The organism is Blautia sp. NSJ-175 (assembly GCF_022867815.1).
GTDB lineage: Bacteria > Bacillota > Clostridia > Lachnospirales > Lachnospiraceae > Blautia > Blautia celeris.
In genome coordinates, this window is sequence record NZ_JALIFQ010000023.1 from 64,960 (window position 1) to 84,680 (window position 19,721).

20 protein-coding genes are annotated in these 19,721 nt (G+C 48.5%); 19 read left to right on the forward strand and 1 reads right to left on the reverse strand.

Translation table 11 applies throughout. The features are described 5' to 3' along the window. Positions 1-344 precede the first annotated feature (344 nt). From MUB35_RS25030 to MUB35_RS25090, 13 genes are all read left to right on the forward strand, one after another. The gene (locus tag MUB35_RS25030) at positions 345-935 is read left to right on the forward strand and encodes an LPXTG cell wall anchor domain-containing protein (protein ID WP_052099637.1); all 591 of its coding nucleotides are present in this window, start codon (positions 345-347) and stop codon (positions 933-935) included. A gap of 123 nt (positions 936-1,058) precedes the next feature. Next, positions 1,059-2,084 (forward strand): dTDP-glucose 4,6-dehydratase, encoded by a 1,026-nt coding sequence (gene rfbB / locus MUB35_RS25035; protein WP_033142846.1) that lies wholly within the window; start codon positions 1,059-1,061, stop codon positions 2,082-2,084. Positions 2,085-2,124: 40 nt separating this feature from the next. Beyond that, positions 2,125-3,306 carry a MerR family transcriptional regulator gene (locus MUB35_RS25040; protein ID WP_033142847.1) on the forward strand — a complete coding sequence of 394 codons (1,182 nt, stop codon included), beginning with the start codon at positions 2,125-2,127 and terminating at the stop codon, positions 3,304-3,306. Between the two features lie 48 nt (positions 3,307-3,354). Then, positions 3,355-4,221, forward strand: coding sequence for a dTDP-4-dehydrorhamnose reductase (gene rfbD / locus MUB35_RS25045; RefSeq protein WP_033142848.1), 867 nt, complete (start codon positions 3,355-3,357; stop codon positions 4,219-4,221). Between the two features lie 135 nt (positions 4,222-4,356). After that, positions 4,357-5,235, forward strand: coding sequence for a glucose-1-phosphate thymidylyltransferase RfbA (gene rfbA / locus MUB35_RS25050; RefSeq protein ID WP_033142875.1), 879 nt, complete (start codon positions 4,357-4,359; stop codon positions 5,233-5,235). A 120-nt stretch (positions 5,236-5,355) separates the two neighbouring features. Next, positions 5,356-5,919, forward strand: a complete 564-nt coding sequence (locus MUB35_RS25055; protein ID WP_052099638.1) for a VanZ family protein — start codon at positions 5,356-5,358, stop codon at positions 5,917-5,919. Between the two features lie 83 nt (positions 5,920-6,002). After that, entirely contained in the window at positions 6,003-6,350 is a 348-nt protein-coding gene (gene rplS / locus MUB35_RS25060) for a 50S ribosomal protein L19 (protein ID WP_033142849.1), read from the forward strand. 71 nt (positions 6,351-6,421) lie between these two features. Then, the gene (gene lepB, locus MUB35_RS25065) at positions 6,422-6,994 is read left to right on the forward strand and encodes a signal peptidase I (RefSeq protein ID WP_033142850.1); all 573 of its coding nucleotides are present in this window, start codon (positions 6,422-6,424) and stop codon (positions 6,992-6,994) included. A 19-nt stretch (positions 6,995-7,013) separates the two neighbouring features. Next, the gene (gene ylqF / locus MUB35_RS25070) at positions 7,014-7,853 is read left to right on the forward strand and encodes a ribosome biogenesis GTPase YlqF (RefSeq protein ID WP_033142851.1); all 840 of its coding nucleotides are present in this window, start codon (positions 7,014-7,016) and stop codon (positions 7,851-7,853) included. Between the two features lie 118 nt (positions 7,854-7,971). Next, complete coding sequence (locus tag MUB35_RS25075) at positions 7,972-8,730, forward strand: ribonuclease HII (protein WP_244807019.1); 759 nt, start codon at positions 7,972-7,974, stop codon at positions 8,728-8,730. 12 nt (positions 8,731-8,742) lie between these two features. Continuing rightward, positions 8,743-9,102 carry a YraN family protein gene (locus MUB35_RS25080; protein WP_244807020.1) on the forward strand — a complete coding sequence of 120 codons (360 nt, stop codon included), beginning with the start codon at positions 8,743-8,745 and terminating at the stop codon, positions 9,100-9,102. A 22-nt stretch (positions 9,103-9,124) separates the two neighbouring features. Next, the gene (pgeF, locus tag MUB35_RS25085; protein WP_244807021.1) at positions 9,125-9,982 is read left to right on the forward strand and encodes a peptidoglycan editing factor PgeF; all 858 of its coding nucleotides are present in this window, start codon (positions 9,125-9,127) and stop codon (positions 9,980-9,982) included. A gap of 129 nt (positions 9,983-10,111) precedes the next feature. Then, positions 10,112-11,347, forward strand: coding sequence for a PcsB-like coiled-coil domain-containing protein (locus MUB35_RS25090; protein ID WP_033142854.1), 1,236 nt, complete (start codon positions 10,112-10,114; stop codon positions 11,345-11,347). A gap of 83 nt (positions 11,348-11,430) precedes the next feature. Here MUB35_RS25090 and MUB35_RS25095 read toward each other — a convergent pair whose 3' ends face one another. After that, entirely contained in the window at positions 11,431-12,597 is a 1,167-nt protein-coding gene (locus tag MUB35_RS25095; protein WP_033142855.1) for a ribose-phosphate pyrophosphokinase, read from the reverse strand. 158 nt (positions 12,598-12,755) lie between these two features. Between MUB35_RS25095 and MUB35_RS25100 the strand changes: the two genes are divergently transcribed. The 6 genes from MUB35_RS25100 to MUB35_RS25125 all read left to right on the forward strand — a co-directional run bounded on the left by MUB35_RS25100 (position 12,756) and on the right by MUB35_RS25125 (position 19,720). Then, the gene (locus tag MUB35_RS25100; RefSeq protein ID WP_244807022.1) at positions 12,756-14,138 is read left to right on the forward strand and encodes a DUF512 domain-containing protein; all 1,383 of its coding nucleotides are present in this window, start codon (positions 12,756-12,758) and stop codon (positions 14,136-14,138) included. After that, positions 14,101-15,426: a ribosome biogenesis GTPase Der gene (gene der, locus MUB35_RS25105; protein WP_244807023.1), complete on the forward strand. Its 1,326-nt coding sequence runs from the start codon at positions 14,101-14,103 to the stop codon at positions 15,424-15,426. The genes MUB35_RS25100 and der overlap by 38 nt, the downstream gene beginning before the upstream one ends. A gap of 8 nt (positions 15,427-15,434) precedes the next feature. After that, positions 15,435-16,076, forward strand: a complete 642-nt coding sequence (plsY, locus tag MUB35_RS25110; protein WP_033142858.1) for a glycerol-3-phosphate 1-O-acyltransferase PlsY — start codon at positions 15,435-15,437, stop codon at positions 16,074-16,076. Between the two features lie 24 nt (positions 16,077-16,100). Beyond that, complete coding sequence (locus tag MUB35_RS25115) at positions 16,101-17,111, forward strand: NAD(P)H-dependent glycerol-3-phosphate dehydrogenase (RefSeq protein ID WP_033142859.1); 1,011 nt, start codon at positions 16,101-16,103, stop codon at positions 17,109-17,111. Positions 17,112-17,280: 169 nt separating this feature from the next. Next, positions 17,281-18,039 carry an ABC transporter ATP-binding protein gene (locus tag MUB35_RS25120; RefSeq protein ID WP_052099639.1) on the forward strand — a complete coding sequence of 253 codons (759 nt, stop codon included), beginning with the start codon at positions 17,281-17,283 and terminating at the stop codon, positions 18,037-18,039. After that, positions 18,023-19,720 carry an efflux RND transporter periplasmic adaptor subunit gene (locus MUB35_RS25125; RefSeq protein ID WP_244807024.1) on the forward strand — a complete coding sequence of 566 codons (1,698 nt, stop codon included), beginning with the start codon at positions 18,023-18,025 and terminating at the stop codon, positions 19,718-19,720. Before MUB35_RS25120 ends, MUB35_RS25125 begins: the two co-directional genes overlap by 17 nt. Position 19,721: the final 1 nt, after the last annotated feature.

Here is a 19,721-nt window from a genome sequence, read left to right on the forward strand (position 1 = left end):
TTTGGGGGAAATGGCATGAATGAAATTTTCTGAAAATTATCATCGAATCAAAGGTCAGAGCGTCGTACTGCCTCTTCGGTCCAGGAGGGCGGCCTGCATAAATGCGGAAAAAACTAGAAGAAATTTCACTTGAATCCATATATATACCGCCTATGAACTGCGGGAACACAATATATCCCCGGCGAGGCGGCAGCCGGCCCGAAACATGAGAAGTTTTATATAAATGATGAAAATTTAAAAAAAATATTGATAGAAATGTTTTACAAATTACGAAACTAGTGTTATAATAACTTCAAGCTTGTTAAATGTAATAAAGCAAGAAGAAACAAAAGGAGGATTTTATCATGAAGAAACTTATTGCTTTAGTGTGCGCAGCTGTTATGACTGTTAGCTCAGCCGTTGCAGTATTCGCACAGCCAAGTGTACAGGTTACAGGTGTTGTAACCAAAGCTCAGGCAGCTACAGATGCCAACGGTAACGCAGTTACTGTTGAGATCAAGGCAGTTCCTGACGAGTACAAAGAGGCCGTTGAGAACGTTAAAAAAGAGGAAACTCTGAAAGAGGTTCTTGGCGCTGACTTCAAAGAAGGCATGCAGGTTGTAGATGTAAAAGACATCTCTGTTCCGGACGGAACAACATTCCCTGTAACCATCACATTTGAAGTAGCTGGTGTTACAGAAGGTTCTTCTGTTGCAGTTCTGCACTACAACGGAAGCGCTTGGGAGAAGGTAGAAGCGAAAGCTGGTGCTGGTACAATCACAGCAACCTTCACATCTCTGTCTCCAGTAGCATTTGTTGTTGACAAAGACGCAGCAGCAAAAGCATCCACATCACCTAAAACAGGCGAAACAAACGTTATGATGTGGACAGGTATCGTAGCTGTTATTGCAGTAGCTGGAATGGCTGTTACATACAAAAAAAGAAAAGAAGCATAATTTTTAATGCTTAGGAACCCGGGCGAAAGCCTGGGTTCTTTTTTTCTGAAAAAACCCTTGACAGTGACCTTACGTCACCCCTTATAGTAACCTTATCAGAGAAAAAGCAAAGGAGAATACCACATGAAAGTATTAGTAACAGGCGGTGCCGGTTTTATCGGAGGAAACTTTGTACATCACATGGTGAATAAATACCCGGATTATGAGATCGTAAACCTGGACCTGCTCACCTACGCCGGCAATCTGGAAACTTTGAAACCAGTGGAAGATAAACCGAATTACAAATTTGTCAAAGGTGATATTGCGGACGAACCGTTTATTATGGACCTGTTTGAGAAAGAAAAATTTGATATTGTAGTGAATTTCGCGGCAGAGAGCCATGTAGACCGTTCCATTGAAGACCCGGGCATTTTTGTGCAGACCAATGTTATGGGAACAAGAGTGCTGCTGGATGCCTCTAAAAAATATGGTGTAAAGCGTTACCATCAGGTATCCACCGATGAAGTTTACGGGGATCTGCCCCTTGACAGACCGGACCTGTTCTTCACAGAGGAAACACCGATTCACACTTCAAGCCCCTATTCCTCCTCAAAGGCCAGCGCCGATTTATTTGTACTTGCTTATTACAGAACCTTTGGACTGCCGGTGACCATTTCCAGATGTTCCAATAACTATGGTCCCTATCATTTTCCGGAAAAACTGATTCCGCTGATGATCAGCCGCGCTCTGGCAGATGAGGAGCTTCCGGTATACGGAAACGGTGAAAATGTGAGAGACTGGCTGCATGTGTCAGACCACTGCGAAGCGATTGATCTGATCATCCATAACGGAAGAGTCGGTGAGGTTTACAATGTGGGCGGACATAATGAGAGAACAAATCTTCAGGTTGTACAGACAATTCTCAAAGCCTTGAATAAACCGGAAAGTTTGATCAAATATGTCAAAGACCGTCCGGGACATGACATGAGATATGCCATTGACCCGACAAAACTGGAAACAGAGCTGGGATGGAAGCCGAAATATAACTTCGACACAGGAATTGCACAGACCATACAGTGGTATCTGGACAATGAGGACTGGTGGAAACATATTCTCAGCGGCGAATATTCCAACTATTTTGATAAAATGTACGGAGAGCGCCTGGCTTAAGCGCGCGGCAGGATAGAGGCAGACGGAAGGGAGGGATTTTGTGGCGCATTATTATACCACCGGGGAGTTTGCCCGGATGGCTCATGTGACAATCCGAACCATACGGTATTATGATAAGAAAGGTCTTTTAAAGCCCAGTTTTGTCAATGAATCGGGATACCGCATGTATTCCGATGAAGATTTTCTGAGACTCCAGAAAATCCTCTCCCTGAAATATCTGGGATTTTCATTAAAAGAAATATCAAATATGACCATACATGATACCAGTTCCGATATTCTGGAATCCCTGAAGATGCAGATCGATTTGGTGCAGAAGAAGATTGAGAATATGAACCAGATGGAGCACGCCCTGCAGAATACCATGCAGATTGTTCAGCAGACAAACCAGATTGACTGGAATGAGATCCTCAATCTGATCCATCTGACCGATATGGAGAAGATGCTGGTGGAGCAATATAAAAACGGAGCCAATTTAAATATCCGCATTTCCCTCCACGAACGGTATTCCTCCAACCCCCAAGGGTGGTTTGCTTGGCTCTGCGAACAGATCGATCTGGACCAGGTGAAAAATGTCCTGGAAGTGGGATGCGGCAACGGGCAGCTCTGGAAACACGCACCGGATGCGGTGCTGCAGGGAAAATATATCTGCCTGTCTGACGCTTCGGGCGGAATGGTGCATGATGCTGCAGTGAACATTGGAAACGAGAGAAAGAAGTATTTTGATTTCAGAGTTCTGGACTGTCAGAAGCTTCCATTTCCGGACGGGCACTTCCAGCGGGTGGTTGCCAATCATGTGCTTTTCTATGTACAGAACATAGCAAAAGCTCTGGAAGAGAACAGCCGTGTATTGAGTGAGGACGGCATCTTTTACTGCAGCACCTACGGGACGGGGCATATGCATGAGATCACAGAGCTGGTGAAGGAGTTTGATCCCAGGATATCTCTGTCAGAGGTGGCCCTCTATAAGCTGTTCGGGCTGGAAAACGGACAGAAGCTGTTGGAGCCGTATTTCTCCTCTGTGGAGAAACGTATGTACGATGACAGTCTGTGGGTAGATAAGCCGGAGCCGCTGCTTGATTATATTTTGTCCTGTCATGGGAACCAGAGTGAACTTCTCTATCCCAGACAGAGAGAGTTTAAGCAGTTTTTGGAGGAGAAGATCCAAAGAGACGGAGGCATCTCCATCAGTAAAGAAGCGGGGATTTTTATTTGCAGGAAATAAATCGTCTCTGCCGGGTATAACGGGCAGGGAAAAGAAAGGATGAAGGTTATGAGAGTTTTAGTGACAGGTGTAAAGGGACAGTTGGGACATGACGTAATGAACGAGCTGGCTAAGAGAGGCCATATAGGCGTTGGCGTGGATGTGGAGGAGATGGATATCACAGATCCCCAGGCATGCAGAAAAGTGATCGGGGAGGCGGATGTGGAAGCTGTTGTCCACTGTGCTGCCTACACGGCTGTGGATGCTGCAGAGGATAATGTGGAGGTCTGCCGCAAAGTCAATGCTTACGGTACAGAGAACATTGCGAAAGTATGCCGGGAGCTGGGTCTGAAAATGATGTATATCAGCACGGACTACGTGTTTGACGGGGAGGGCACAAGACCCTGGGAACCGGATGATGAGAGAGATCCGCTGAATGTGTACGGGCAGACCAAGTATGAGGGTGAAGTGGCAGTGACAGACCATGTGGAGAAATTCTTCATCGTGAGGATCGCCTGGGTCTTTGGCGTGAACGGCAAAAATTTTATCAAGACCATGCTGAATCTGGGCAAGAAACACACGGATATCAATGTGGTGGAAGATCAGATCGGTTCTCCGACCTATACTTATGATCTGGCTGTTCTGCTTGTGGATATGATCGAGACAGAAAAATACGGCTTTTATCATGCCACAAATGAAGGTCTCTGCAGTTGGTTTGAATTTGCTTCTGAAATCTTCCGTCAGGCGGGCATGAACGTAAATGTACATCCTGTAAGCTCTGAGGAGTTCCCGGCAAAGGCAAAAAGACCTCATAACAGCAGGATGAGCAAGGATAAACTGGAGGCAAACGGCTTTAACCGCCTTCCTGCATGGCAGGATGCCCTGGCGCGTTACCTGCAGACCGATGAGCTGCAGAAACTGCTCCACGAAAATTAAAAAATGCGGGATTCACGTGCTTTTTGACCGGAAAAAATATACTTGCGCAGCCGGGTCTGCGCAAGTAATGCGCTGCCTGTGCATAAGAGCAGCTGCCGGAAATCTAAAATACAGGAAGAAACAGAGGTACAGAGTATGAAGGGAATTATTTTAGCAGGCGGATCAGGAACAAGACTGTATCCACTGACCAAGGTGACATCAAAACAGCTTTTACCTATCTATGATAAACCTATGATCTATTATCCGCTGTCCGTACTTATGGAGGCGGGAATCAGAGAGATACTGATCATTTCCACACCGGAGGATACTCCCAGGTTTGAGGCTCTTTTGGGAGATGGGCATCAGTTTGGCATTGAACTGTCCTATGCGGTACAGCCAAGCCCGGACGGACTGGCACAGGCATTTGTCATCGGTGAGGATTTCATCGGAGATGACGGTGTTGCCATGATCCTGGGTGACAATATTTTCTACGGACACGGACTGAAAAAGAGACTGTGCGCAGCGGCAGCCCGTACAGAAGGAGCTACCGTGTTCGGTTATTATGTGGATGATCCGGAGCGGTTTGGAATCGTGGAGTTTGACAGTGAGGGCAAGGCGGTTTCCATTGAAGAGAAACCGGCACAGCCAAAGTCCAATTACTGTGTCACTGGCCTTTACTTCTATGACAATAAGGTGGTGGAGTATGCCAAGAATCTGAAGCCGTCCGCAAGGGGAGAGCTGGAGATCACGGATTTGAACAGGATCTATCTGGAGCAGAACGAGCTGAACGTGGAACTTCTGGGCCAGGGATTTACCTGGCTGGATACAGGAACACATGAGTCTCTGGTGGAGGCAACTAATTTCGTAAAGACCATGGAAGACCATCAGCACAGAAAAATTGCCTGCCTGGAGGAGATCGCTTACCACAATAAATGGATTTCCAGGGAAGAGGTCATAGAGGCATATGAGGTTCTGAAAAAGAACGAGTACGGTGCCTATTTAAAAGATGTACTGGACGGAAAATATCTGGTATAGTAACCGCGCTGGCTGCCTCGGGATTTTCCGCGGGACAGTGGCGTGTGAACAGGAAATAGAAAGTATTCCAAGTGCCGCGGCGGTTTTTGCCATAGTCTGACAGAGTGGGAGTACATGGGTATGGGACAGTATACAGGCGAACTGATACACTATTTAATAAGAGATATCGCGGATGTGGGGAAATACTTTTTTGCAGGACTTGCCGCATTTTTTGCGGCTGGCCTGACGATTTCTCTGCTGACAAAAGTCCGGGGACAGAATGAGGGACAGCGCAGGCGCTTTTTAGGCGCGGCAGTTCTTGCGGGATATCTGTGTATGCTTCTGTTCATCACATTTTTGTCAAGAGAACCGGGCAGCAGGGACGGGATTGACTGGATGCCTTTCAGTACCCTTGGCAGTGGGCCGCGCGGGGATGCTTTTGTCCTGGAAAATGTCCTGCTGTTTGTTCCGTTTGGTGTATTGCTGCCCGTGGTCTCCGTGAAAATGAGGCGGGTTTGGAGTACATTATGTATGGGATGTGCAGTCAGTCTGTCCATTGAACTTTTCCAGTTCCTCACAAAAAGAGGATATGCCCAGACGGACGATGTGCTCACCAATGTGCTGGGGACGATTTTGGGGTATGCCGGTTATGCAGTATTTTGCCGCTGCAAGAAAAAAATACTTGCAATCTCGCAGCACTCATAGTATAATTATACTCGTTGTAAAAAAGAGATGGTCCTCTGCTGCACACTGCATTAAGAACATCCAGAGTATAAGGAGAAAAGATTATGAACGAAATCATCAAAAACATCGAAGCTGCTCAGATGAAAGCAGAAGTTCCGCAGTTTAATGTGGGAGATACCGTAAGAGTACACGGTAAGATCAAAGAGGGTAACCGCGAGAGAATCCAGATTTTTGAAGGCGTTGTGCTGAAAAAACAGGGTGGAAGCAATCGTGAGACCTTTACTGTAAGAAAGAATTCCAACGGAATCGGCGTTGAGAAAACATGGCCGCTGCATTCCCCCAATGTGGAGAAAGTGGAAGTGATCAGACGCGGTAAAGTAAGACGTGCAAAACTGAACTACTTAAGACAGCGCGTTGGTAAAGCAGCTAAGGTAAAAGAATTAGTAAAATAATAATGTTTAGAAAACAGGGACACATACTTATGTATATGTCCCTGTTTCTAAATGGATAAGAGGATGCTGCCATGAAGAAAAAAGAAAGTAAAGGACCGGAGTTTTCCAAAGACGGCCATGTGCGCCCTCTGCTCATATGGGTATTCGAGATCGCAGTGGTTCTTGTATTAGCTGCAGTGGTATCCATTTTTTTCTGCCAGACCATTGTCATGCAGGAGGGCGGCATGGAACCCACACTGGCCACGGGAGACAAGGTATTGATCAATAAAGTGTCATACAAGCTGGGCGAGCCGGAGAGGGGCGATATTGTGGCCTTTAAGAAGGACGCCAAGCAGCATTCCAGTATGCATGTAAAGCGCATCATCGGTCTGCCGGGTGAGACGGTGCAGATTAAGGACGGGCTGATCCTGATCAATGGGGAGACTTATATGGAGAAGAAGGATTTTCCAAAAATCAGCAATCCCGGACTGGCAGAGACACAGATCACACTGGGAAAAAACGAATATTTTGTACTTGGAGACAACCGGAACAACAGTGAGGACAGCCGTTTTGCCGAGGTGGAAAATGTAAAGCAGAAATATATTGTGGGCAAAATATGGCTGAGAGTTTCTCCTTTTGGAAAATTCGGCCTCATCAAGAGCTGACAGACAGAGAGGAACAATTATGAATTATCAATGGTATCCCGGGCACATGACGAAAGCAAAGCGCATGATGCAGGAGAATATAAAGCTGATCGATCTGATCATTGAGGTGGTGGATGCCAGAATCCCCGTTTCCAGCAGAAATCCTGATATCGACGAGCTGGGCAAAAATAAAGCCCGGCTGATTCTGCTGAACAAATCGGATCTGGCAGACGAGCGGCAGAATGAAAAGTGGACCCAGCACTTTACGGAGAAAGGGTTCTTTGTCGTGAAGGCAAATTCCAAAAGCGGGGCAGGCATCCGCCAGGTGCTTCCTGTGATCATGGAGGCCTGTAAGGAAAAAATAGAGAGAGACAGGAAAAGAGGCATTCAGAACCGTCCGGTCAGAGCTATGGTAGTGGGGATTCCCAATGTGGGGAAATCCACATTTATCAATTCCTTTGCCGGAAAAGCCTGTACAAAGACCGGCAATAAGCCGGGTGTGACAAAAGGAAAGCAGTGGATACGTATCAATAAAAATGTTGAGCTTCTGGATACACCGGGCATTCTCTGGCCAAAATTCGAGGACCAGAGCGTAGGCGCCAAGTTGGCTATGGTGGGCTCCATAAAAGATGAGATTCTGAATCTGGAGGAACTTTCCCTGGAGCTTCTGGGATATCTCCATAGAGATTATGAGGGTATTTTAAAAGAGCGTTATGACGTGGAGGAATCCGAGGACCGCCTGAAAATGCTGGAGGCCATTGCCGTAAACAGAAACTGCCTGCAGAAAGGCAGCGAGCTGGATTATGGAAAAGCATCCAACATTCTGCTGGAGGAGTTCCGGAACGGAAAAATCGGCAGAATTACGCTGGAACAGGTGTGAAACCCGCAGCCGGCCATTAAATCCGTTTTACAGTGGGCCGGGTCAGCGCAGCAAATGCGCAGATCTGTCTGTACTGCTGCAGCGGGGTGTTATTGAAAAACAAAGGATGAGACAGAAGATGAAAAGTATTCAGGAAATCCGTACAGAATTTCAGAATACAGCGGAAACAGAGCTGGATGATCTGTGCGCTCTTTATCTGGAGGATGAGCGGAAAGGTGTGCAGGCCCTGATCGGGAAGGCCAGAAAACAGCAGGAAAAGCTGGAGGCGGAGCGTGCACGTATTGAAAAAATGAAAGCCTATGAGTATCAGTATGAGCATCTGGGCTATGTCTGCGGCATCGACGAAGCCGGAAGAGGCCCTCTTGCAGGTCCGGTGGTTGCCGGAGCCGTGATCCTTCCAAAAGACTGCAGACTGCTCTATTTAAACGATTCCAAGCAGCTCTCCGAGAAGAGGCGGGAGGAGCTGTATGATGTGATCATGGAAGAGGCAGTCAGTGTTGGCGTGGGATATGCAGGGCCTGCCAGGATTGACGAGATCAATATTCTGCAGGCAACCTATGAAGCCATGCGGGAGGCGGTATCCAAACTCACAGTCCGGCCCCAGATCCTGTTAAATGATGCGGTGACCATACCGCAGATGGATATTCCCCAGGTTCCTATTATAAAGGGCGATGCCAAAAGTATTTCCATTGCCGCTGCCAGTATTATCGCCAAGGTGACCAGGGACCGGCTTATGAGGGAGTATGACAAGGTGATGCCGGAATACGGGTTTGCCTCCCATAAAGGATACGGAGCGGCGTCCCATATAGAGGCGATCAGGAAATACGGGCCATCTCCCATTCACCGTGCCACTTTTATCAGGAATTTTATAGACTGAGGATGACAAAATATGAAAAGATCCGCAAGAGAGACAGGAACGTGGTATGAAGAGAACGCTGCCCGGTATCTGGAGCAGCAGGGTTACAGGATTCTGGAGAAGAACTTCCGCTGCCGGCAGGGTGAGATTGATCTGATCGCCATGGACGGAGAGTACCTTTGTTTTATTGAGGTGAAATTCCGGGAGAGCGCTGACTGCGGCGGTCCGTTTCTTGCAGTGGATAACAAAAAACAGCGCCGGATATGTCATACGGCGCTGTTTTATCTTATGGAAAGAGGACTGCCGGAGGACACAGCCGGCAGGTTCGATGTGGTGGGGATCACGCCGGATGAAACGGTGCTTATAAAGGATGCGTTTTTATACCACATATAAAGAAAAAAGGGAGGACACAGATATGGAAATTCATTGGAGATCCGAGACAGAAAATCATATGAAGATACATGAAACAAATGGTGTCACATACCTGACATTCCAGGCTTTTGAAGAGCTTCCGGGCATTGTGCATGGATTTTCCACCAGACTGGGCGGGGTGAGCCGGGGCGACTGCGCTTCCATGAACCTGAGTTTTTCCAGAGGCGACCGCGAGGAGGATGTGAGGGAAAATTACAGAAGGCTTGCCGCCGCGGTAGGATTTTCACCGGAACAGATTGTCTGCTCTGACCAGACACATACCACGAATGTACGTGTGGTCACAGAGGCGGACAGAGGCAAAGGGTTTGCCGCTGTCCGGGACTACACGGATGTTGACGGGCTTGTGACAAATGTACCGGGACTGGTGCTTGCCACATTTTATGCGGATTGTGTCCCCCTGTATTTTGTGGACCCCGGGAAGCGGGTTATTGGCCTATCCCATTCCGGCTGGAAGGGAACAGTGGGCAGGATCGGTAAGGTGACTGTGGAAACCATGCAGAGGGAATACGGCTGCAGGCCGGAGGATATTCTGGCGGCTATAGGGCCTTCCATCTGTCAGGAATGCTATGAGGTGAGTGAGGACGTGGCAGAACAGTTTATGAGCGCGTTTCCGGCTTCAGAACACGGGAAGATACTGATAAACAAAGGTCATGGCAAGTATCTTCTGGATCTCTGGGCAGCCAATGCGCTGATTTTTGCTGAGTCGGGTATTCTTCCTGCTCATATTTCTTATCCGGGAATCTGTACCTGCTGTAATCCTGACTTTTTATTCTCCCACAGAGCCAGTAAGGGAAAAAGGGGGAATCTGGGAGCTTTCCTCGGATTGTGCGAAATCAATTGACTTAATGCATAAATTTCAGGGTTGTTTTTTTGTGAATATTACATAGTTGTTACAAAAAACGTAAAAAAGCTTTGCATTTAGTAATCTATGTGTTATAATTATGCTCGTAATAAAAAAGGAGCTTAGAATATGAGAAATAAAAAATGTACAAGCTTATTTTTGACATTCCTGATTGCAAGTCTTACCATAACTCCGGTATACGCGTCTGCAACACAGAAAAAGATTACAGAAGCGGAACAGCAGAAAACTGAGACACAGAGTAATTTGAACGCCTCGCAGGATAAGATCAGCTCTCTGGAAGCCAAAAAAGGTGATCTGGAGGCATACCTTACGGAGTTAAACCAGCAGCTTACGGACCTGAGTAAGAACCTCTCAGATTTACAGGAAAAGTCAGATGCTAAGCAGGCAGAGTTACAACAGATCGAGAAAGAACTGGATGATGCGAAAGCCCGCAGGGAAGAGCAGTATGAGAGCATGAAGCTTCGGATTCAGTACATGTATGAGAACGGCAATGATTCCTACATGACTATGCTGACAGAGGCAAAGGACTTCACTGATTTCCTGAACAAGGCAGAGAACATTATGCAGCTCACAAAGTACGACCGGAAGATGCTGGACCTCTACAAAGAGACACAGCAGGAGATTGAAGACAAAGAAGCCGGTGTAAAAAAAGAGCAGGAAGCGCTTGAAGAACTGAAGCAGGAAAGTATGGACAAGCAGGCGGAGGTATCCGACCTGGTGAGAAATACAACCAAGCAGATCGATACATATAGTTCACAGATTGACAGTGAACAGAGCGCAGCAAAAGAGCTGCTGGAGAAAGTAAATTCCCAGGAAGCCGTGATTGACAGCTTGATGAAGCAGCAGAAGGATGAGGAAGCGGCAGCAGCGCTTGCAGCGCAGAAAGCAGCCCAGGAGGAAGCAGCAAGAAAGGCACAGCAGGAGGCCGCAGAACAGCAGGCAGCCGCACAGCAGAGTGCCTCACAGGAATCCTCTGAGAGCTATGATGATGTACAGGAAGAGAATTCTTCCGATACAGAGACATCACAGGAGATCACAGAACAGGAAGATACCTCCTCTGATGATTCCCAGGGAAAATATCTGGGCAGGTTCAGACTGACCGGATATTGTAACTGTGCCCTCTGTCATGGACAGGGATACACAGCCAGCGGAACTGTTCCCCAGGCGGGAAGGACTGTTGCCATGAATGGTATTCCGTTTGGAACAAAGCTTCTGATCAATGGAGGCGTCTATGTAGTGGAAGACAGAGGAGTACCTTACGGCAATGTGGATATCTATCACGATACCCATGACCAGGCACTTTCCTTTGGTGTGGGATATGCAGATGTATATCAGTTAAATTAAAAAAGACCTCCGTACAGGCGTTTGGATACGCTGTGTACGGAGGATTTTTTTGCTTTTTGACGTGCCGAAAACCGTGTGCGGATTTATGAGAAACGGTTCAGCAGCATATTGATTTTCTTCGTTGTAGAGCGGACTTTTTCCACAGACAGGTCATGGTTCAGAATGTCCATAATACTTGCAAGATATTTGCTCATATCTGCTTCCAGATAATAAGGACGGTTCAAAAGGTCCGGATTTCTGTAGTTCAGGTTGGTGGTGATGACGCGGTAAATATACCCTTTTTCATAATATTCATCAAATTTTTCCAGGCCGTCAGTGAAGAGTCCGAATGTGGTACAGACAATGACACGCCTTGCTTTCCGGTCTTTTAACTGTTTTGCCACATCCAGCATGCTTTCCCCTGAGGAGATCATGTCGTCAATGACGATCACATCTTTTCCCTCCACGGAGTCACCTAAGAACTCATGGGCCACAATGGGGTTCTTGCCGTTTATGATGGTAGAGTAATCGCGGCGTTTGTAGAACATACCCATATCCACGCCGAGGATATTGGAAAAATACACAGCCCTCTGCATGGCGCCCTCATCCGGGCTGATGATCATCAGATGCTCATTGTCAATCCTGAAGTTGTCGATGGACGCGCACAGGGTTTTCAGGAACTGATAAGTGGGCATAAAGTTGTCAAAACCGGACAGGGGAATAGAATTCTGCACCCGCGGATCATGTGCGTCAAAGGTGATGATATTGGATACCCCCATCTGCACCAGCTCCTGCAGTGCCAGCGCGCAGTCCAGGGATTCCCTCTTGCTTCTCTTGTGCTGACGGCTTTCGTATAGGAAAGGCATGATCACGTTGATCCTGTGCGCTTTTCCCGTAGCAGTGGCGATGATCCTTTTTAAATCCTGGTAGTGGTCATCCGGAGACATGTGGTTGACATGTCCGCTGACTTTATAGGTCAGGCTGTGGTTGCATACATCTACCATAATAAAGAGGTCCGTGCCGCGCACGGATTCATTGATGATGCCCTTCGCTTCACCTGAGCCAAAGCGTGGACACTTGCAGTCAAGAAGAAAAGTATCTGCTGTGTAGCCGCGGAAATTAAGTCCGGACTGATTGTGAGAATCTAATTCCTTTCTGAATTGTACCAGATGGGAATCCACCTGCTGGGCCAGCTCTTTGCAGCTGTCCAGGGCTGCTATTTTAATAGGTGCCACCGGAATGGACTTCTCCAATAAACTGATATTGACCATAATGACCTCCGTTAGAGTTTTTTTGACATATAATTACACATTAAGTTATAACATCAGAAAGTGAGCAACGTCAAGGAAATTATTGCTTTTTTTATGCTTTATTGGTATGATAATAAATAGCGGGCATAAAAAGACCCGTTTAGAAATGAGGAGAAATTGTGAAAAAATGCAGACATATCATCCGGGAAGTGGAAGCCGGAAGCATTGCCGAGGAGCTGGAACTGGCTCCGGGGGATGAACTTCTGTCTATCAACGGACAGGAGATTGAGGATGTCTTTGACTACCACTATTTGGTGAATGATGAGTATATAGAGGTTCTTGTGCAGAAAGCGGACGGTGAGCAATGGGAGCTGGAGGTGGAGAAGGATTACGAGGAAGACTTGGGAATCGTATTTGAGAACAGTCTCATGGACGAATACCGTTCCTGCAGCAATCATTGTGTCTTTTGCTTTATTGACCAGATGCCCCCGGGCATGAGAGAGACCCTCTATTTTAAAGATGATGATTCCCGTCTCTCCTTTTTACAGGGAAATTATGTGACGCTCACCAATATGAGCGACCATGATATTGACAGGATCATCCACTATCATCTGGGGCCTATCAACATTTCTTTCCATACGACCAACCCCGAGCTTCGCTGTAAAATGCTGCACAACCGTTTTGCCGGGGACATTTTCCCTAAAGTGCAGAGACTCTATGAGGCGGGAATTGAGATGAATGGCCAGATTGTGCTCTGCAAAGGGCTCAATGACGGCAAAGAGCTGGAGAGAAGTATTGAGGAGCTGGCAAAATACCTGCCCCACCTGAAAAGCGTTTCTGTTGTGCCTGTGGGGCTGAGCAAATACAGGGATGGACTGTACCCGCTTCAGTCCTTTGGAAAAGAAGATGCCGAAAATGTGATTTCCCTGATTGAAACATGGCAGAAACGGTTATATGAAGAATATGGATTACATTTTATCCACGCAAGTGATGAATGGTATCTGACTGCCGGGCGCAAGCTGCCTCCTGAAGAGAGGTATGACGGCTACCTGCAGCTTGAGAACGGTGTGGGTATGCTGCGCCTGCTGGAGAACGAAGTAGAGGAGGCTGTCGCTGGACTTTCCGGAGATGAGCGGGCGCTGGAGGTGTCCTTTGCCACCGGTTCCCTGGCGTATCCTTTTATCCGCAGATACGCGGACCGGATCGAAACACTTTATCCAAAGGTTAAGATCCACGGATACTGTATCCGCAACCATTTCTTCGGAGAGAAGATCACAGTGTCCGGTCTTCTGACCGGGCAGGATATCATAGCACAGCTTCAGGGCAGGCCTCTGGGAGAATACCTGCTTCTGCCCTGCAATCTGCTCAGGAGCGGGGAGAATGTATTTCTGGATGATGTAACCGTAGAGCAGGTGGAAGAACAGTTAAAAATTTCCGTAAAAATAGTGGAAGAGGACGGCGCCTCCCTGGTGTCAGCCCTTCTGGAAAAAGAGGCGGGAAGAGCACATAGAAGGAGACAGATGTATGAGCAAACCGATAGTAGCAATTGTTGGACGACCTAATGTGGGAAAGTCCACACTTTTTAACGCCCTGGCAGGAGAGAAGATATCCATTGTAAAGGATACGCCGGGGGTGACCAGAGACCGTATCTACGCAGATGTGAACTGGCTGGATAAATCCTTTACGTTAATTGACACCGGTGGTATTGAGCCGGACAGCAGGGATATTATCCTGTCACAGATGCGGGAGCAGGCGCAGATCGCCATAGATACTGCAGATGTGATCATTTTCATTACAGATGTGCGCCAGGGTCTTGTGGATTCCGATGCCAAGGTGGCGGACATGCTCAGAAGAAGCGGTAAGCCCGTGATTCTGGTGGTGAATAAGGTAGATAATTTTGACAAGTTTATTATGGATACCTATGAGTTCTATAATCTGGGGATTGGGGAGCCGGTGCCGGTTTCTGCCACCGGAAAGCTGGGAATCGGTGATATGCTGGAAAAAGTGGTGGAGTACTTTGATGAGGACGCAGAAGACGGTGAGGAGGAAGATATTCCTAAGATCGCCGTGGTGGGAAAACCAAACGTGGGAAAATCCTCACTGATCAACAAGCTGATCGGGGAATCCCGTGTCATCGTATCCGATATTGCGGGAACCACCAGAGATGCCATTGATACAAAGGTGGAATGGAAGGATAAAGAGTATATTTTCATCGATACGGCAGGACTCAGAAGGAAGAGCAAGATCAAAGAGGAGCTGGAGCGCTACAGTATTATCCGTACCGTGACGGCTGTGGAGCGCGCGGATGTGGTAGTCATGATGATCGATGCCACAGAGGGCGTTACAGAGCAGGATGCCAAGATCGCAGGTATTGCCCATGAGAGAGGCAAGGGTATCATCATTGCAGTGAATAAGTGGGATGCCATCGAGAAAAATGATAAGACGATCTACAAGTTTACCAATAAAGTCAGAGAGGTTCTGTCCTACATGCCGTACGCGGAGATCATTTTTATTTCCGCTGAGACAGGGCAGAGGATACCAAAGCTTTTTGAGGCCATTGATATGGTATTGGAGAATCAGACACTGCGGGTGCAGACCGGTGTGCTCAATGAGATCATGACAGAGGCCGTTGCCATGCAGCAGCCGCCTTCTGACAAGGGCAAGCGCCTGAAGCTGTTTTACATTACCCAGGTGGCGGTTAAGCCTCCTACATTCGTTATTTTCGTCAATGACAAGGAACTGATGCATTTCTCCTACACCAGATATCTGGAGAATAAGATCAGAGATACCTTTGGATTTAAGGGAACCTCCCTGAAATTCATTATAAGGGAACGCAAAGAAAAGGAGTAGGATGACAAATGCTGGTACGAATTGTAAGTCTGCTGATTGGTTATGCGTTTGGTCTGTTCCAGACCTCTTATATTTACGGAAGAAAAAACGGAATTGATATCCGGGAACACGGAAGCGGGAATGCGGGGACTACCAATGCGCTCCGCACCCTGGGCAAGAAGGCAGGGGCGGTTACCCTTCTGGGGGACTGCCTCAAATGCGCCCTGGCGATCCTGGCCGTTTATCTGCTCTTCGGCAGGAGCCACCCGCAGCTTGTCAGGCTGCTGGAGCTGTACGCCGGAGCCGGATGTATCCTGGGACATAACTTTCCCTTCTATCTGCATTTTAAAGGAGGGAAAGGGATCGCAGCCTCTGTGGGGCTGGTGGCAGCTTTTGACTGGCGGTTGTTTTTGATTTGTGCCGTGGTATTTTTTACGGCCTTTTTCCTGAGCCACTATGTGTCTCTGGGATCTCTGCTGGGATACTTCTTCTTTGCTGTGGGCGTGATCGTCTCAGGGCAGATCGGCAGATATGATGTGGACCCGGGAGTGCTCCATGAGATGTACATACTGGCTCTGCTTCTGATGGCGCTGGCCTTCTGGCGGCACAGACAGAACATTGTGCGTTTGATCCGCGGCAATGAGAACAAGATTTATCTGGGGAAACATTAAGGAAATACAGTATGGAGGGATAGCATGGCAAAAGTAAGTGTGATTGGAGCAGGAAGCTGGGGAACCGCCCTGTCCATGCTGCTTTGCGGCAATGGGCACGACACGGTTCTGTGGTCTCACAGGGAGGAACAGGCGGAGGAGCTGCGAAGGACAAGGGAGCATAAAGCAAAGCTGCCCGGTGTCAGACTGCCGGAAAAGCTTCACATTACCAGCAGTCTGGAGGAGGCGCTGGCGGGAAAAGATGTGATCGTTCTGGCAGTGCCGTCCGTGGCGGTCCGCTCTACCGCAAGGAAGATGAATCCTTATATCCGTTACGGACAGCTTATTGTCAATGTGGCGAAGGGGATTGAGGAGCACACCCTCACAACCCTGACGGATATGATAGAGGAGGAGATCCCCAATTCCCAGGCATGCGTTCTCTCAGGACCCAGCCACGCGGAGGAAGTCAGCAGGAATCTGCCTACGACCTGCGTGGTGGGGGCAAAAAGAAAAGAAACTGCGGAATATCTGCAGAATATCTTTATGAGTCCCGCGTTCCGCGTGTATATCAGCCCGGACATGCTGGGGATAGAACTGGGCGGAGCCCTGAAAAATGTCATTGCCCTGGCAGCGGGAACCGCGGACGGCCTTGGATACGGGGACAACACGAAAGCGGCGCTGATCACCCGCGGAATGGCGGAGATCGCAAGACTGGGAATCGCCATGGGAGCACGTCCGGATACCTTTTACGGACTTTCCGGAATCGGCGACCTGATCGTTACCTGCGCCAGCGTCCACAGCCGTAACCGCAGGGCAGGATTTCTCATGGGGCAGGGGCGCTCCATGCAGGAGGCCATGGATGAGGTGAATATGGTGGTGGAAGGCGTTTTCTCCGCGAAAGCCGGAAGGGAACTGGCAGAAAAATACGGGGTGGAGATGCCGATCATCGAACAGGTGAACCGGGTGCTCTTTGAGGGCAAGACTCCGGCGGAGGCCGTATCTGACCTGATGGTGAGAGATAAGAAAATTGAATCCTGGGATGAAAGTTGGAAGTGAGGGCGCAGTATGCCCTCATTTCTTTTCTAAAGAATTCTTTAGGGAACGTTAAGAAAAGTTTTCGGATTTCCAAATTGACAATTTAATAATTGTGATGTATGGTTGTACTAATGATGTAGTACAATGATAAAAATTGCACTGCATGAAAGATGCAGGGGAGGATGTGTGTATGGAAAACAATACAGAAGTGAAAAGAGAAGAGTCGCCGCAGAATCTGATCCGGCTCTCAGGAATCTGCAAAATATATAATCCGGGTGAGAATGAGGTGCGTGCACTGGACCATGTGGACCTGCAGATCGATGAAGGGGAATTTGTTGCGATCATCGGACAGTCCGGCTCAGGAAAATCCACACTTATGAATATGCTGGGGTGTCTGGATGTGCCCACAGAGGGGTCCTACTGTCTCCACGGACAGGATGTATCTCATTTAAAGGATAACCAGCTTTCAGAGATACGCAACCGGGAGATTGGATTTATCTTCCAGGGATTTAATCTGATCGCCAATCTGAACGCACTGGAGAATGTGGAGCTGCCTCTTATTTACAGAGGTCTCGGCAGACAGAAGAGAAGGGAGCTTTCCCGGGATGCCCTGAAGATGGTAGGTCTGGAGAACCGTATGGACCACAAGCCCTCGGAGATGTCCGGCGGACAGCAGCAGAGGGTTGCCATAGCCAGAGCTATTGCCGCCAGGCCGCCTGTGATCCTGGCAGATGAGCCTACAGGTAACCTGGATTCCGCATCCAGCAAGGAAATCCTGCAGATTTTGAAGGAGCTGCACAAGGAAGGCAGGACAGTTATCCTGATCACCCATGATGACGGCATTGCCGCCCAGGCACGCCGTATTATCCGTATTATGGACGGAAAAATCGAATCAGACAGATTAAATGAGCATTACGAGGAAGGAGCACACCATGTTGAGAAAGAATAAAGAAAATCTTCCCGACACTGTGAAAACAGGAAAGAAAAAGAAAAAAGTGCCGCTGATCATCGGCGGTGTCGTTGTGGCTATTATTGCTGTGAGTTTTGCGGCATCAAAAATGACGCCGAAGGCTCTGCCCCAGGTACCGGTAAGCGCTGTCACCAAAGAGGATCTGACGGCAAAGGTGGATACCAGCGGTACTGTGGAGAGTCTCAGGACAAAGACATATTTTTCGCCCGTCAATGCCGCTATAGCCCAGTATCCTCTCAAGGTGGGGGAAGTGGTGAAGCCGGGAGACTCTCTGGTTGCTTTTGACGTGTCCACACTGGAACAGGATAACCAGAAGGCACAGCTCAATGTAAGCGCCACGGTAAACGGTTCCAAGGACAGTATGGCAAAGGCAGCCCAGACACAGCAGAAGGCCAATGAAGCAGCCGGTAAAGTCCCCACACTGCAGGCCAATGTGGACAGCTACCAGGAGTATGTGGCATCTCTGAAAACGGCCATTGCGGACAGGACAAGGGAACTGAGCGATTGGGCAAAGCAGACATCCACAGAGGTCAGCGTGGCTCTGACCCAGGCACAGGCAGATCTGACCAAGCTGCAGCAGGACCTTGAAGCCCAGAAAGGCGAACAGCAGCAGCTAAATGCCCAGGCAGAGGAGCTGCAGGCGTCTATTGCCGAGGCAAAGAAAAATAATCAGGATACCGCAGATCTGGAAAGACAAATGAAGGATTTAAAGGCCCAGGCGGAAAACATGGAGCCGGCGATCGATGACCTGACTTCACAGATCAATGACAAGAGTGATGAGGTGACACAGCTTCAGATCGATCAGATCGAAAGCCAGTCTGCTTCTGATCCGACAACCGATGCCCAGATTGTAGAGTGGCAGAATGAACTGGAGAGTGCCACCACAGAGCTCTCAGAGCTGCAGTCAGAACTTGCCGAACAGAAGAGTCTGGCAGACAGCGCGGATGGTGTACAGGTGACAGAAGCAGCCAAAGCGCAGATGCAGGCCACCAACAATATAGCCGAGCTGGAGGCAGCTACCCTGGAAGAACTGCTGGAAAAGGGGAAACAGGGACTTCAGGCTGAGTTTTCAGGAATCGTCTCCAAAGCAGACACGTCGCAGGGCTCTGCAGCCACACAGGGCATGGAGCTTATTACCATTGCCAGCAACGAGGAGGTGGCAGTCAATGTGACCGTGTCAAAATACGATTATGACAAGCTGAAGGAAGGCCAGAAGGCATCCATCACCATAGCAGACCATACATACAAGGGAACTGTCTCACGTATCAGCAAGATGGCTACCACCAATGAAAAAGGCGCGCCGGTCATCTGGGCTGAGGTTAAGATCGACAATCCGGATGACAACATTTTCTTAGGCGTGGAGGCAAAGGTATCGATTGAGACCGGCAGTGCCAAGGGCGTTGTGAGTGTTCCTGCCAATGCGGTGAACACAGGAAAGGACAGTACCTTCTGCTATGTGGTCAAAGACGGCGTGATCGCCAGGCAGGAAGTGGAGACCGGAATTTCATCTTCTGAGTACACAGAGATCAAGAGCGGCCTGAAGCCGGGCGATTCCGTGATCACTGAGCTTCCGGACGGATTTGCGGAGGGCATGAAGGTGGATGAGACGGCTGCGGGCAGCACGTCCGGCGCGCAGACTGCAGATGTGGTAAAGGAGTAGC